A 15,880-nucleotide genomic window follows, 5' to 3' on the forward strand; every position below is an offset into this window, starting at 1 on the left:
ATGTTATGGTAAAGGGATTACAATTTGTTCCCTTCCTTGGGGAAAATGGCAATAGGTGTATATTTCTTTGCTTCTTCAAAGTCCATTGTGGCATAGGAAATAATAATCACGATATCACCGGGAGCAACGAGGCGGGCGGCGGGGCCGTTCATGCAGATAACGCCGGAGCCTCTTTTGCCTTTGATCACGTACGTCTCCAGTCTTTCACCATTGTTGACGTTCAGCACCTGTACTTTCTCGTATTCGATCAGGCCGGCGGCATCCATCAGGTCTTCGTCTATTGTGATACTTCCAACATATTGCAGGTTAGCTTCTGTTACAACCGCGCGGTGGATCTTACACTTTAATATTTCTATTTGCATGATTATTCTGAACTATAATTGCTAAATCAGCAGTTCGCAAAGCTATGTAAAAAAAGTATTCCGGCAAAGGGTTTTACGCAAAGAGACAGCGGGTGGCAGGGCGAAGCGTACAAAGAAAAGGAGCAAAGGTGCGCACCTTTGCTCCTTTGTGTTTATGGTAGTGAAAATTATATATCACCCTGGAGGACCATGTTATCGATCAGCCGGATGCCATCGAGCCAGGCGGCTACGGCCGCAATGACAGTATGATCGCCGGGCGGTTCGTCCATATGGCCGAGGTGGCCGTCTTTGAGCAGGAGGATGTCTACATATTCCGGTTCGAAGCCTTGTTGTTTCAGGTCATCGAATGCTTCGCGGGCGGCTTCGAGGAGGAAGAGGCCTTTGCCGAATTCGTTGCGCAGTTTGAGCAGTGCCTGATAGATGGCGACGGCTTTTTTGCGGGCGGCAGGCGAGAGGCGTTCATTGCGGCTGCTCATGGCGAGGCCGGAGGGTTCGCGCAGGGTAGGGCAAACGACCAATTCTACCTTGGAATTGGTGATTTGTAGTAATTTACGTATTATGAGACATTGTTGCATGTCTTTTTGCCCCATAAAAAGCTTGTGAGGCTGCACAATATCCAGTAATTTGTGTACGATACGACCCACCCCCTGGAAGTGGCCGGGTCGGAATTTGCCTTCGAGAATGGTTTCCAGGTCGCCGAAGTCATAATGTTCGCCGCCTGCCAGTCCTTCCGGGTACATTTCCTCTACAGATGGCAAAAAAAGTATATCTGTTGACGCATCGTTTAATTTCTTAATATCCTCTTCAATAGTAATGGGATATTTTTCAAAATCTTTGGGATCGTTGAATTGTGTCGGATTGACAAAAATGCTGCAGACGACCACGTCATTTTCTTTTTTCGCCTCCTGAATAAGTGACAGGTGCCCGTTATGAAGGGCTCCCATAGTAGGCACAAAACCAATGCTTTTGCTGCTTTTTCTTACCAGGTCCAGGTGCTTCTTCAGGTCATTGCTGCGCTTAAATAGATACATAAAACATTGCTTAAAAGGATGTTAAAACTGACAGATTGGCCAATATTCCGTAAAAAATCCGTAATTTTGCAAGCCAAATTAAAAATTACTGCATTAATAATCAGCGTTAAATGTCCACAAAGAAAAGAATTCTTTTTATTGCCCAAGAGATGTCGCCATACCTGGAACTGAGTGATTATGCGGCAATGGTCAATAAAATGGCAATTAAGTCCAATGAGGCTGGCCTGGAGGTGAGAGTGATCATGCCAAGATTTGGAATTATTAATGAGAGAAGACACCGCTTGCACGAGGTGGTCCGATTGTCCGGAATCAACATTGTGATAGACGGGGATGATTACCCGCTTATCATCAAAGTGGCCTCTTTGCCCAATGCCCGTTTGCAGGTGTATTTCCTGGATAACGAGGATTATTTCAAGCGGAAGACCGTATTTGCAGATGAAAATGACGAGTTTTTTGATGACAATGCGGCAAGGTCTGTATTCTTCTGTAAAGGCGCCCTGGAAACCGTTAAAAAATTCGGATGGCCGCCGGACATTATTCATTGCAGCGGATGGATGACTTCCCTGATCCCGATGTATCTGAAAACAGCATACAAGAAGGAGCCGGTTTTCGCCCATTCGAAAATTGTTTATTCTTTGTCCCCCAATAGCTTCAAGGAAAAGCTGGGTGCTTCCTTTATCAAAAAGGCGACCATCAGCAACCAGATCAAGGAAAAAGATCTGGAGCTCTTTAAGGAGGGCACCAATACAGCGTTAAACAGAGGGGCCGGCAAGTATGCTGACGCAGTGGTACTGGCCGGAGAGAAGGTGGAGAAAAAAGTTGTGGATGAACTGAAGGCGGAAAAAGGCAAAATCATCTTACCTTACAAAAAAGACAATGATGATCTTGCTGATTACCTGGCACTTTACAATCAACTGCTTGGTAAATAACCTATATTTGGTGAATTTTCGCCAACTTCATTTAAACTTACAATCTTAACGCGTGAAGATTAATTTCAGGAACCTTAGCTTTGTAGCCGCTTCTTTTGCGCTGTTGTACGGTGTTTCCGGATGCAACGAGTCTACTATCCTCGGAAAGGGGCTTATTCCTCCGGGCGACTTTGTGAATGGGCAGGATACGACCATCAACGGCATTGTTGCTAACAATATCTACAAGTACGACTCCCTGTTCTTTAACGGATATAACTTCTACGAGAAAGCACTCGGCTCCATTACCACTGACCCTGTTTTTGGCAAAACCCATGCTTTTGTGTTCATGCAGGTAGGCCTGCCTTCCAGCGCCTTCACCTTTTCAGGTACCGGACAAACCCTCGATTCCGTGGTATTGTCATTGGCGTATCTTGGCTACAAGGGAGACTCCACCACTGCACAGACTTTCCGCGTTTACAGAATGTCTGAGCAGGGATTCAGAAGGGATTCCAACTATGCTTACAACAAACCGTTACAATACAACCCCGGTGAATTGCTGGGTACCGCCACGGTAACGCCGTTGGCTATACGTGATTCTGTCAGTGTATACGGCACCAAAGAAACAGCCCAGCTGCGTATTAAGCTGTCTAACGCTTTTGGTAACGATCTGCTGCAACAGAAATCCGATGGCGCTTTTACCAACGACTCCACTTTCCGTGCTTATCTGAAAGGTTTTGCCCTGGTGCCTGACACCACTTCCGGTGCCAACCGCAACATGTTATACTTCGACATGAGCGGCGCCAATACCAAGCTGACCGTTTTTTATAAGAACTCAACAGATGATTCGCTGCGCGCCACCTTTGGTTTTGGCGCCAACAGCGGCCATGCTAATTTTATTGCACGCAACTATAACGGTTCGGAAGCCAGCAGATTTATCAATACCGGCAATGCGGCAGGGGACAGTGTCCTGTTCCTGCAAGGCACCCCGGGACTGTATACCAACCTGCTGATCCCCGGACTGGAAAATTTCCCCAACGCTGTGATCAACAAGGCTGAACTGGTGATTACCCAGATCACTGTTGGCTCCGGCGATATGAACAATGTCTTCCCGGACCCTGACAGGCTTATGTTATCGCAATACAGCGGCGTAGGCGACACCCTCAAAAAAGTCATTGACCAGACCGTTCGCGGCGATGATTATTTCGGTGGCAAAAAAGTAGTGATCACCAATTTCGGCGGTGTACAGGTATCCCAGTACTCTTTCAACGTTGGTACCTTCCTGCAAATGTTAATTAAAAAACAAGAAACCAATTCTGGTTTCCGACTGCAGGCGCTTCGCACAAGCTTTGCGGATATTGTTCGTTTAAAAGCTGGTGGCAGCAATCTGTCTCAGTATAACATTAAATTGCGAATCATTTATACCAAACCTTAAAATCGCTAATCCATACTTTTATGCCTTATTTATTTACGTCTGAATCAGTTTCAGAAGGACATCCTGACAAAGTCGCAGATCAGATTTCTGATGCACTGATCGATCATTTTCTGGCATATGATGCGTCTTCCAAAGTAGCTTGTGAAACATTGGTAACTACCGGACAGGTAGTACTGGCGGGAGAGGTAAAGTCAGAAGCTTACCTGGATGTACAAGACATCGCCCGTGAAGTAATCCGTAAAATCGGATATACCAAGAGTGAATATATGTTTGAAGCTAACTCCTGTGGTATCTTCTCCGCTATCCATGAGCAGTCTCCTGATATCAACCAGGGCGTGGACCGTTCTTCCCCGGAAGAACAGGGTGCCGGCGACCAGGGTATGATGTTTGGCTACGCTACCCGTGAAACAGAGAACTACATGCCACTGGCACTGGACCTGGCCCATAAGCTCCTGCTGGAACTGGCTGCCCTGCGCCGTGAGAATAAAGACATCACTTACCTGCGCCCCGACGCTAAATCACAGGTGACCATCGAATACTCCGATGACAACAAACCTGTTCGTATCGATACGATCGTTATCTCTACCCAGCACGACGATTTCGCTGACGATACCGAAATGCTGGCGAAGATCAAGGCGGACATGATCAATATCCTGATCCCCCGCGTGAAAGCGAAACTGAAACCAGAGCTGCAAAAACTGTTCGACGGCTACGATATTCAACATCACATCAACCCTACCGGTAAATTTGTGATCGGTGGCCCGCACGGTGATACCGGTCTGACCGGCCGTAAAATCATCGTAGACACTTACGGTGGTAAAGGTGCGCACGGTGGTGGCGCTTTCTCCGGTAAAGATCCTTCCAAAGTAGACCGTTCCGCTGCATACGCTACCCGTCATATCGCCAAAAACCTGGTGGCTGCCGGTGTGTGCGATGAAGTGCTGGTACAGGTATCCTACGCTATCGGCGTGGCTAAACCCTGCGGCGTGTATGTAAACACTTACGGCACCGCTAAGGTGAAACTGAGTGACGGTGAGATCGCTAAGAAAGTGGAAGAAATTTTCGACCTGCGTCCTTATGCTATCGAACAACGCCTGAAACTGCGTAACCCGATCTATAGCGAAACTGCTGCTTATGGTCACATGGGCCGCGATCCGCAGGTAATCACCAAAGTGTTCAACAAAGGCAAGAAAAATGAAAAGTCAGTACAAGTAGAACTGTTCACCTGGGAGAAACTCGACTACGTGGACAAAGTAAAAGCTGCTTTCGGTCTGTAAAGCACACTGATACCTACGGTACAAAATAATAAGGAGGCGATTGATAACATGTTATCAATCGCCTCCTGCTTTTTACATTGCCGGTTAAAAGGACCAGGCAACTATTTTCTGAAACATTATCCCTTTTCACCAGGTGCAAAAAAAATCTTTAAAATCTTCAAATTTTTTTATATATTTATACTATAAATATATATGAAATAATTTAATATGGTTTGTGGTCCTGTGTTTCAGCGCAGGAAAGGGTCTGCGGAGTGGGTGTACATTTTTTAACCTACCATTTCGCGGGTGCATATGTCCCAAAAAAATTGTCTAACCGTTCAGCCACATTACTGCTGCAGCCCGTCAGGTATTTTTCTATCAAAAAATTTTTGATCTTCACGGCTGAAAAATAAAAAACATCAGGCTTTGTATCGCCTGCATGCAGCTATAGTGGCCCTCTTTCTCCATTGCCTGCCCGACCGTATCCAGCAAACCAACCGCCTTGGCGGGATTAATTTATACCATTATTTCTTGAAGAACCATGAAGAAGCACCACCTTACTTCCAAACTGCTTATGTTGAAGCTTGCATTCATTGTGATTATTTATTTCGGAAGTTGCAACAAAACAGTTGTTACACCGGAGAAGCCTCATGAGGACACGCCGGAACAGCCGTCTACGCCCAATCCGCCGGTGAAGGGAAAGGAATATACCCTGTTGCCGGACGCTAATGGCCGCCTCGTAATAGACGGCGCCAAAAGCCCCTATAAAGGCGGCGACGCCCTCAATCTGAAAGGAAGGTTTTATTCGGTGAACATTACCAATCTGAATGGTTCTCCAGGCAACCCGATCACCATCCGTAATTTCGACGGTACTTCGGTGAAAATAGGCAACCCCGACTGGAACGGTGGTTCCTGGGCGGAAGCACTGAGCCTGATCAATTGCCATTACATCAGGGTAGGCAGTGAATCCTCCCGCGCAGACTTCATCATCGATGGTTCTGTCCACCCCGCAAGAGATGCGTATTTTAACCTCGTATTAAGCAAACATACCGACAATATTGAAATCAGGAACCTGACCATCCGTAACGGCGGTACGGGCATATGGGCCAAGACAGACCCGGTGAAAGGCGACGCCACCACCTATTATCCCAATTCACAGATGGAAAACCTGTTGATCCATGATGTGGCCATCAGCGGTACCAACAACGAGGCCATGTACATCGGGCATACGGCCACCTACTGGGACCTGACAGCCAACACTTCGTACTATGGCGACGCCTCCGGTTTTACGCCCGGCAGCCAGTACGTACAGCCCATTAAATGGCATAATGTAAAAATCTATAACAACGCCGTACAGGATGGCGGCGCCGATGGCATACAGACCGCGGCCATCGATCAGCTGGAAGTGTTCAACAATACCGTGACCAACTGGGGCATGAAACATAACAGTTCACACAACGGCGGCATCCTCATCGGAGGCCGTGCCACCAATACCTATGTGCATGACAACTACGTGCATGATGGCTGGGGAGAACTGCTGCAGTTCTATGGTTCCGGTGAAAACGGTTCCAAACACGTTATCAGCAACAACCTTTTTGTGAACAACAGCCAGGGAGGTAATGACGGCATCAGCTTCAGAGGCACCGACCGGGCGGCGGTGACCATCAGCAACAACACCGTGGCGCTTACAGGAGGCGTTTCCCTGCGCATCAACGGTGAAAAGGGCATGACGGCCGCATTGACAGTTACAGATAACGCGTTTATCCAGCCCCGTATGAGCGGCGGCTCGATCACCTATAACTCCTACGTATATACGGAAAATGGCGGCGGCGCCATCGAAGGCACGGGAGACAAGGCTAACAGCCGTTTCCCCACGCTGGACGCCGCAGGGGTGGACGTTGGTAATTATTTTGCGCCCAAAGCCGGTTCTGCACTGGGAGTGACCGGTTTCCGCAAAAAATAACGAGATTATTATTGACATAAAAAAAGACCAAAGCACTTGTCTGCTTTGGTCTTTTTTTATATCGGGCAACGACAAATTATAGTTCATTTTTTTTCAGCAGTTGTACGGCATGATCGCAGGCCCGTGCTGTCAGCGCCATATAGGTCAGCGACGGGTTCTGTGTGGCAGAAGAGGTCATACAGCTGCCGTCGGTGACAAACACATTCGGCACTTCGTGAAGCTGGTTCCATTTATTCAGGACGGATGTTTTAGGATCATGTCCCATTCTCACGGTGCCCATTTCGTGCACGCATTCACCGCCTGTGTAGTTGTAATCAAATCCTGAAATATTGGTAAGTCCGCTCATCTCCAGCATTTCCTCCGCGCTGCTGCGCATATCTTTCCGCATGGCTTTTTCGTTGTCTTTGATATCAAAGCTGATGCGTACCAGCGGCTGGCCCCATTTGTCTGTGTCAGAAGGGGAGAGGGTTACGCGGTTATCGGCATAGGGCAGCATTTCTCCCCAGGCGCCAAGCCACATCACCCACTTGCCGGGGTTGGTCAGGTCTTTTTTAAACTGGTCCCCATAACCCGGCATCTTAAAGTTATCCATCCACGCTTCCCTTTCCGCATAGCCCTGGTATCCAAAACCGCGTACATAGTCCGTTCTGCGGGTGGCTTCGTTCACATTACGGAAGCGGGGAATATAGATGCCGGCCGGTCTGCGGCCTGCATAGTACTGATCTTTGAACCCTTTGTATTCTCCCATGGCGCCGACTTTAAAGTGATGGTCCATGAGATGGCGGCCCACCATATCGTTGCTGTTGCCCAGGCCGTTAGGGAAGGCGTCGGAAACAGATTTCAGCAGGATGGCTGCAGACGCGATGGTGGAGGCGTTGAGGAAAATGATGCGGGCGTGGTATTCCATGCTCTCTTTGGTTTCGGCATCGATGATGCGTACGCCGCTGGCTTTGCGGGTATTTTTATCGTAGATGATCTCCGTAACGATACTGAATGGACGCAGTGTAAGATTGCCAGTGGCCATGGCGGCGGGCAACGTAGCGCCGTTGCTGCTGAAATAGCCGCCGAAAGGACAGCCCCGGTGACACAGGTTGCGGTATTGACAGGGCCCGCGATTATTATGGCCTTGCGACAGATTGGCCACACGGGCAATGGTCAGCAGCCGGTCGTTGTATTTTTGTTTTAGCTGTTCACGTACATGCTGCTCGAGGCAATTGAGCTCCATCGGCGGAAGAAACTGTCCGTCGGGCAGATGGGGCAATCCTTCTGCCTGGCCGCTGATGCCGGCAAACTGCTCCACATAATCATACCAGGGGGCAATGTCCTGATAACGGATAGGCCAGTCCACGCCGTGGCCGTCTTTTGCGTTGGCTTCAAAATCGAGGTCGCTGAGCCGGTAGCATTGCCGTCCCCAGGTGAGGGAGCGTCCGCCGACCTGGTACCCTCTTATCCAGCTGAAAGGCTTTTCCTGTATATAGGGATGCTCCTTGTCACGTACAAAAAAGTGTTTGCTGCTTTCGTCGTAGGCGCCGCTTTGTATGGGGTCTTCCAGTTTGTCCTGTTCGGGGTTGTTAAGGCGGTGTTTAAACTCCCACGGGTGCAGCGTGGCCGTTGTGTAATCCTTTACATGCTCCACGTTTCTGCCTCTTTCGAGCAGTAGTGTTTTTAGTCCTTTCTCGCATAGTTCCTTCGCCGCCCAGCCTCCGCTGATGCCGGAGCCTATGACGATCGCGTCGTATGTATGGCCGTTTGTTGCTTTGATGTTCAGGTTTGCCACGGTTATCTGCTATGTGTTAACAAAAAAATGAATTGGTTATGTAAAAGTCCTATAAAGTATGATTTTTTCCTATCAGTGATATTGAAAAAAATCCGGCTTTTACACCGGATTTTTTTCAAAGTTAATATGGAGTGATGTTTTACTGTTTCACCAGTTTTACTGTTTTCACCGTCTGATTGTCTGCCACTACCTGTAGGATGTAGATGCCCGGTGTCAGTTCACGGCCGGTGATGTCCATTCTGAACTGGTAGGAGCCAGGGGCTACCAGGCCGAGGTCTTTCATGTTGACGATGCGGCCGTTGAGGTCCAGCAGTTTCAGGGCCATCCGGGTGCTGCCTTTGCCATTTTGCGTGAGACCTACGTTCACGAAGCTGGTGAAGGGGTTTGGATATACCTGTGACAGGGTAACGTCGGTGGTGTTGCTGCCGGTGGTGTTGTTACCGGTGCTGATGCTGCCTTTAGGGGCAGTAGCCATGGTATTGGTGCCACCGAGTTTGGCCAGCGTCTGCGTTACTTCTTTCGGGTAGGCTTTGATCACGAGGGCGTTCAGGTAGCCGTAGGCGTTCACTACATAGATGGTGAGCAGCATCTGGCCGTTCTGGTCGGGCGACAGGTGATCGAGCGTTACCGTATTGGTGGTGTTGTCGTTAGCGTCCAGCGTCACGGTCCTTCCGTTGATGGAGTAACCGCCGATCCTGGTGCCGCCACTGGCCCTGCTGGCGAAGAAGGTGAAGGAGTATTCCTTCGACTGATCGAGGCCGGTGAAGAGCATTTTAGCGGTATCGCCTGGTTCTACGTAGTAGGATTCGGCCATTACCAGGTCAGGGTACACACCGGAGTTGTTGCCGGTTTGTTTACCGGCAGGATTGGTACCGGTAAAGTTGTCGACGATGGTCCAGCTGAAGCTGGTAGGATTACCGGCGTCGTCCTTCGGATTGTTCATGGTCTGGTTCAGGAACGGCAGCGCATTGGTATTATTCCATGGTGCCGGCGCCGGATTGACCGTATTAAAGTTGATATACACACCATAGGCGAGCGTACCGCCGGCAGCGATGTTGCTGTAGTCGGACTGCTGGGTGGCGGTGATGGCCCTTACTTTATAGAAGTAGAGGGTATTGGATGCCAGCCCGGTATTCGTGTAAGAGGTGACGTTGGCCGCAGTGGTGGCGATTTTACTGAAAGTGCCGTTGCGGTCTGTAGAACGCCAGATTTCAAAACCTGTTTCATTGCTGGACTTATCGGCCCAGGTCAGCTGGATGCTGTTGGTGGTTTGTGCGCCTGTGGCCAGATTGGCAGGTGCCAGCGGAATACCATTGTCAACATATGACTGGATCACCATGGCGCCGAGGTAAGCGGCAAAGGAACCGGAAGGCTGCTGGATGGTGAAGTCGATGTTACCGCTCGCATCAGGGGAGAGGCCGTTGATCTGAACGGTGTTCTGGGTATTGCTGGCAGCGTTGAGGGTCACAGACTGGCCGCCCGCAGCATAGATGGTATTTCTGTTATCGCTTACTGCGTCACGGCTGCCGAAGAACACGAGGTTGTATTTCAGTGTAGCAGAGAGGCCGCTGATACGCAGGCGTTTGGCGGTACCGCTCTGGTCGTAGTAGAAGGTGTGCATTACTACGTCGGGGAACACGCCGGTGTTGCTACCAGTCACTGCGCCGACGTTGTTATCGCCGGTGAGCGCGTCCAGCAGTGTTACGCTGATGGTGGTGGCGGCGCCGGTTTCATCTTTGATATTTGTAACCGCGGCATTGGCAAACGGAGCGCTGTTGAAGTTATTCCACGGCGCCGGTGCTGGTTCTAAGCGGTTATAGTTCACGAAGATGGAGGTGGTGTTTTTATCTGTCACCTGTACCTTGAAGGTGCGGCTGCTTTGTGCGCCTTTGTTGTCCTGCGCGTTGATGGTAATGTTATAGATACCGATGTTGGCGGCTCCGGGGGTCAGGTTCAGTACGGCGGTGCCGTTGCCTGTATTTTGCAGGGTGGCAAATGCCGGGAGGCCTGTGGCGGAAATGGTGATGACATCGCTTGGGTCGTCGGTAGCGTGAATATTCACCTGCTGCACAGCATCTGTTTTCATGCTGATATCAGCGATGTTATCGATTACCGGCGGCATATTGGGCAATGCAATGCTTACGGTATCGGACGGGCTGCCTCCGAGGCTGTTGATGGCGCGGACTACATAATAGTAGGTAGTGCCGCCGGACACATTCGGGTCCGTATAGGCGGTATCGTTAGCCGCGGCATTGGGCGTCAATTGCTGGAAGGGCCCTGTTTGTGCGGTAGCGCGGTATATTTCGTAAGCGGTTTCATTAAACGCCCTGTCTGTCCAGTTGAGCCGTACGCCATTGGCGATGCTGCGGGCGGTCAGGTTGCCTGGTTTGGCAGGTGGTTTACCGTCGTTATAAACGGCATCTATCGTCATGGCGTTGATATAGGCGTAACCGGTACCGCCGGTAGCTGCGATATCAAGGTTGAGCGTACTGTCAGCGGCGGCTTTCATGTTATTCAGGGTAACCGTGTTGCCGGTATTGCCGGAGGCGTTCAGGGTAACGGTGTTGCCATTGATCGTATAGGCGGCGATACGCGGGTCGCTGACGCCGATACGGCTGCCATAGAAGGTAAAGGTGTAGTTATAGTTGGTGTCCAGGCCGCTGAATTTCAGCGTTTGTTTATCGGTGGTGGTCCACCAGCTGCTGGTCATCGCGTTGTCGGGAAATACGCCGGAATTACTGCCGGAATTATATCCCTGGTTGTTGGTGTTGGTGCCGCCATTGATGTTCTGCCAGGGGGTCATCACCGTCATGCTGATGCCGGTGTTGCGGGCAGACTGGTCGATGAGGTTGGCGAATACATCGTTGAGCGCTGGTTTTTTATTGGTGTTGTTCCACGGAGAAGCCGCTACATAAGATCCTTCGGTGAAGTTAATGGAGAGCTTGTAGTTGGGATTGACCGCAGTCACGTTGATGGTGAATGTTTTGGTATCGGAGCCGCCGTTGCCGTCGGAGATGGTAACGGTGACAGGATAGCTGCCGTTGTCGCCATAGGTGGGCGCGAGTGCGATGGTAGCGTTGCCGCCGTTGGTAGTGAGAGTAGCGAAGGCCGGCAGGTTGGTCACGTTCCAGGTGAGCACGTCCGATGTGTTGGCATCGGTAGCGGTAATGTTGATGGTATTGGAACCTTTTTCTGCCAGGGCTACATTGGAGATGTTGCTGAGCACCGGCGGATAATTGTTTTCCACGATCAGCGTGAATGACCGGGTAACGGTGCCACCGTGTCCATCGGCTACGGTCACCTGTATCGGATAGGAGCCCAGATCAGCGATGGTAGGTGTGAAGGTAATGTTGCCGGTACCGTTGCCAGCTACCGCGAGCGCGCCGAATGCCGGCAGGTTGGCGGTGGTGATGGTCAGTACATCGCCGTCCGCATCGGTAGCGTTGATGGGCACATTGAGCTGTGCGTCAAAACGCATCTTCTTATCAGCGAGCGCCGCGAATACGGGTACAGTGTTGAGGGTGACGGCAGTGGCTTCATTGGAGAAATCACTGATGCCGCCTTCATTTTTCGCTTTTACCTTATAGAAGAAGGTGGTGTTGGCTGTGAGGGCGGTGTCGCTGTACACAGCGTATGCACTGTCACTGCGACCGATGGTGGTCAGCAGTACATAGTTGTTGTTGGTATTGGCGGAGCGGTAGATATCAAAGCCGGTTTCGTTGGCGGAGTTATCATTCCACTTCAGGTTGATAGTATTAGGAGATACCGCGGTGGCATTCAGGCCGGACGGTGCTGCCGGTTTGGCCGGCAGTGCCAGGGTAGTGGCTTTGATGTTGGTGTTTTCAAAAGCGCTGGCAGGTATTTCCTGTTTGGCGATGCCGGGGCCCGCCCAGCTGGCGTGCAGTTCCTGTCCGCCGGTTCCCTGGAAGTAGGTAACGTAGAACAGGTGTTTGCCTGCTGTCAGTGTTTTTTTGCTGGAAGCGCGTTCTGTGGTGCCTTGTACGTAGTTGTTGTTGACAAGCTGGTAGGTGGTGCCAAAGCCATCGATATACAGGCGGCTGCCGTCATCTGACGCAGTATAGAAGGTGTACTGGCCGGCGGTCGGTATATTGATATAGCCGGAATATTTGATGGCATAATTGGCGTCGCGGTTGCGCATGTCCAGGGTTACTGCCGAGGTGATGCCTGATTTTACCGGTGTTTCGGTGAACGCCGGTAAAGTGGAATAGCTGGGCGCTTCGTAGTAGTCGTACCTCAGGCCACTGATATCAGACAGGCTGGAACCGCCGTTACCATTACGGCTGATGGGCTGTACCTGATAGTAGTAGGTTGTTTGCGGCGCCAACAGGCTGTCCGTATAGGCGGTAACGTTAGCTTTGGTAGTGGCTATGATCTGGAAAGGACCTACCTGGCTTTCGGAGCGGTATATTTCAAATCCGGTTTCGTCGCTGCTGTTGTCTGTCCAGGTAACATTGATCTTGTTGAAAGATACGGCCATGGCCTTTACGTTGGTAGCAGGCGCAGGCGGATTGGCGATAGTCATCGTATCGGCGTAGGCAGAAGCCGGAATTTCCGTTCTGCTGATACCCGCTGCGGTGCTGCTCCAGAATACCTGCATGGCAGCGCTGCCACCTTGCTGGAAGAAGCTGATGGTGATGGGGTAGGAGCCTTTGTTCAGGCTGATGGTGCCGGTCACAGTAGTGGAGCCATGTAGACCATCGTTGTTGACAACGGTGGTATTGCCGATAAGCAGCTTGCTGCCGTCATCGGAAGTGGTCTCGAATTTATAACTACCGGTCACTGGGATAGTGATATAGCCCTGCCACTGAATGGCGTAGTTGACATCCTGTGTTCGTACAGAGAGGTCCGGTGTGGCGGAGATGCCTGTTTTAACAGGTGTCAGAGTGCTGAAGTTAGGCAGGGTGCTGAAAGTACCGTTATAGTATTTGTAGTTTAATCCTTTCTGAACAGTACTTGCAGTCACCTGGTTGCTGGCATTGGACACGTTGCCGGTAAGGTCGCGGGCTTTTACTGTAAAGGCGTACATGGTCCTGGCAGACAGGCCGCTTACGAGGAAGGTCGTCTGATCGCTGTTGACCGTGTATGACTTGGCGCCGTTCACATAGATATCGTATTTGTCTACGCCCACATCATCTGTAGATGGTGACCAGGACAGTGACACAGAAGAGGAGGTAGAGCCGGTGATGGTCAGGTTGGTGGGAGCGGTAGGAGGCTGGCTGTCCACCATGGTGGTGGCATTCACCTCGGCGCTCACCGGTGCGGCGCCGTTGTTGTTAACGGGCCGTATGATATAGTAATACTTTGTGTTCGGATTTAAATTGTTGTCGGTATAAGTCACCACATCCGCATCTACTTTAGCGATCAGCGTATAGCCGGTACCGGGAGTGATGGTGCGGTATACTTCAAAGGCCGTTTCATTGTAGGCAGGGTTAGGCTTGTCGCTCCAGTTGAGCGTGATCTGTGTCCTGGAGGCGGCGGTAGCCTGGAGCGCGGAGATAGCATCCGGTACGTTGGTGCCATTGGCGGCCACTACGCGGAAAGGATCAGAGAAATCACTGGAACAGCCGTATTGCTCTGTTACTTTCACTACATAATCACCGGCTTGTCTGGCGGCGAAAGTATTGTTGGTGCCAAGAGTGGTATTGTCGGTCGATTTTTTCCAGAGATAGCTGGCGTATCCGGCGGGCACCTGTAGTACTACGCTGTCCTTGCCTTCCGGTGTGGGGATCACGTTGCTCATAAGGCCTGCTATCTGTATAGCGGGACTGATAGTGGCTGTCTTGATTTTGATCACTACAGGGGTATGGGACCAGTCGGACCAGGTAGTGCCGTTGTACACCCTGGCGTCATAGGTACCGATCCCGGTAACGGTCAGCGTATTGGAGGTGGCGCCGGTAATAAGGTTGCCGTCCTTGCGCCATTCATAATTGTTGAAGCCCGCGGTCAGTCCCAGTGTTACGTTGATGGGATCGTTCACACAAAATTCAGTCCTGCCAAAAAGCGGCCAGGGGTTTGACTTATAGATGGCGTTGACGAAGTCGAAATAACCAGGGTACTGCCAGGCATTGTACCAAACGCCATGGCCCTGGCCATCAAAGATTTTCAGTTTGACGTTGGCGCCTGCGGCGATGGCCTGATTGTAGACAGATTGTGCGATCTGTGGAGGAGGATTGACGTCGGCCCCTCCCTGGAACCACCAGATGGGCGTGTATTTCCAGGTGTTGATGGTGTTGGCCAGATCGCTGGTGGCCGCGCTGATAGGCGTGGAACCGGCTACCAGTTTGGGATAGCGTTGGATAAAGTCCCAGGTGGCGTTACCGCCGCCGGAAAGACCATGAACAAAAATACGGTATGGGTCAACATGAAGCTGTGGGATGAAATATTTGTTCAACAGGTCCACTATATAATCATAGTAGCTGGGACCGAAGTACCCTGAAAGGTTCTGGGGATAGAACAGGAAAGCATCTGTAGTGCCGTTGTCTACAGCATTCATGAACAGTTCTCCGCCGTGGTACAACTGATATTCATTGTCATAGATCGTTCCCTTTTCTCCGATGCCGTGGAAGAAAATGATAATGGGATACGTTTTGGCGGGGTCATAATTTTTCGGCCATTTCAGGCGGAACTGCATACCGTTGTAGATGTATGCTTTGTAAGACGTGGAGGTAAAGCTTACCCGCTTTGTTCTTACCCACTTGCCTACCTGGTTCCAGGCGGGCTGGGTGGGCGGAGCGGACGCATTATAGTCCACTACCGGATCATTGGGGTCGAGGACGCCTGTTTGCGCCATCAGGAACTGCATGCTGATAAGCATGAACAGTGTAATCAGAGAGTAGATTTTTCTCATATATACCCATTAAGTATTAGGAACATCGATTAGCTATACGCATCCGGAAACGGACGTGCATAATGTTAGTTGGCTTCGCAGGGGACTGGTCAAAAAAATTAACGGAGTAATTACAAGGCAACCTTTGGTTTAAATGTTGCGACAGTAAATAAACCTTTACGGTTTCAGCAGAGGAGATGGTAAATCACATTAAAGCCTGGGCATTCACACATTGACATAGTAGTTTATCCCAGTAGATGTTTCAATCGGCCCGCAAAATAGAAAATAATGCACATTCTTCGGG

8 protein-coding genes are annotated in these 15,880 nt (G+C 50.5%); 4 read left to right on the top strand and 4 right to left on the bottom strand.

From position 1 onward, the window contains the following. Positions 1 to 17: 17 nt before the first annotated feature. A complete protein-coding gene (gene panD, locus HGH92_RS32680; protein ID WP_133811105.1) occupies positions 18 to 362 on the bottom strand; it encodes an aspartate 1-decarboxylase in 345 nt (114 codons plus the stop codon). Positions 363 to 529: 167 nt separating this feature from the next. Then, positions 530 to 1,393, bottom strand: a complete 864-nt coding sequence (gene panC, locus HGH92_RS32685) for a pantoate--beta-alanine ligase (RefSeq protein ID WP_168875034.1) — start codon at positions 1,391 to 1,393, stop codon at positions 530 to 532. Positions 1,394 to 1,503: 110 nt separating this feature from the next. Between panC and HGH92_RS32690 the strand changes: the two genes are divergently transcribed. The 4 genes from HGH92_RS32690 to HGH92_RS32705 all read left to right on the top strand — a co-directional run bounded on the left by HGH92_RS32690 (position 1,504) and on the right by HGH92_RS32705 (position 6,952). Continuing rightward, positions 1,504 to 2,322 (top strand): glycogen/starch synthase, encoded by an 819-nt coding sequence (locus HGH92_RS32690; RefSeq protein ID WP_168875035.1) that lies wholly within the window; start codon positions 1,504 to 1,506, stop codon positions 2,320 to 2,322. Positions 2,323 to 2,374: 52 nt separating this feature from the next. After that, on the top strand, positions 2,375 to 3,733 hold the full coding sequence (locus tag HGH92_RS32695) for a DUF4270 family protein (RefSeq protein WP_168875036.1): 1,359 nt from the start codon (positions 2,375 to 2,377) through the stop codon (positions 3,731 to 3,733). 20 nt (positions 3,734 to 3,753) lie between these two features. Then, positions 3,754 to 5,010, top strand: a complete 1,257-nt coding sequence (gene metK, locus HGH92_RS32700) for a methionine adenosyltransferase (protein ID WP_168875037.1) — start codon at positions 3,754 to 3,756, stop codon at positions 5,008 to 5,010. Positions 5,011 to 5,530: 520 nt separating this feature from the next. Next, entirely contained in the window at positions 5,531 to 6,952 is a 1,422-nt protein-coding gene (locus HGH92_RS32705) for a right-handed parallel beta-helix repeat-containing protein (RefSeq protein WP_247655111.1), read from the top strand. Between the two features lie 76 nt (positions 6,953 to 7,028). On the opposite strand, the gene HGH92_RS32710 is transcribed toward HGH92_RS32705, so the two are convergent. Together HGH92_RS32710 and HGH92_RS32715 are read right to left on the bottom strand one after the other, a co-directional pair. Then, entirely contained in the window at positions 7,029 to 8,729 is a 1,701-nt protein-coding gene (locus tag HGH92_RS32710; protein ID WP_168875038.1) for a GMC oxidoreductase, read from the bottom strand. A 139-nt stretch (positions 8,730 to 8,868) separates the two neighbouring features. Further along, positions 8,869 to 15,597, bottom strand: coding sequence for a fibronectin type III domain-containing protein (locus tag HGH92_RS32715; protein ID WP_168875039.1), 6,729 nt, complete (start codon positions 15,595 to 15,597; stop codon positions 8,869 to 8,871). Between the last annotated feature and the right edge of the window lie 283 nt (positions 15,598 to 15,880).

The sequence above is a fragment of the Chitinophaga varians genome (genome assembly GCF_012641275.1).
GTDB lineage: Bacteria > Bacteroidota > Bacteroidia > Chitinophagales > Chitinophagaceae > Chitinophaga > Chitinophaga varians_A.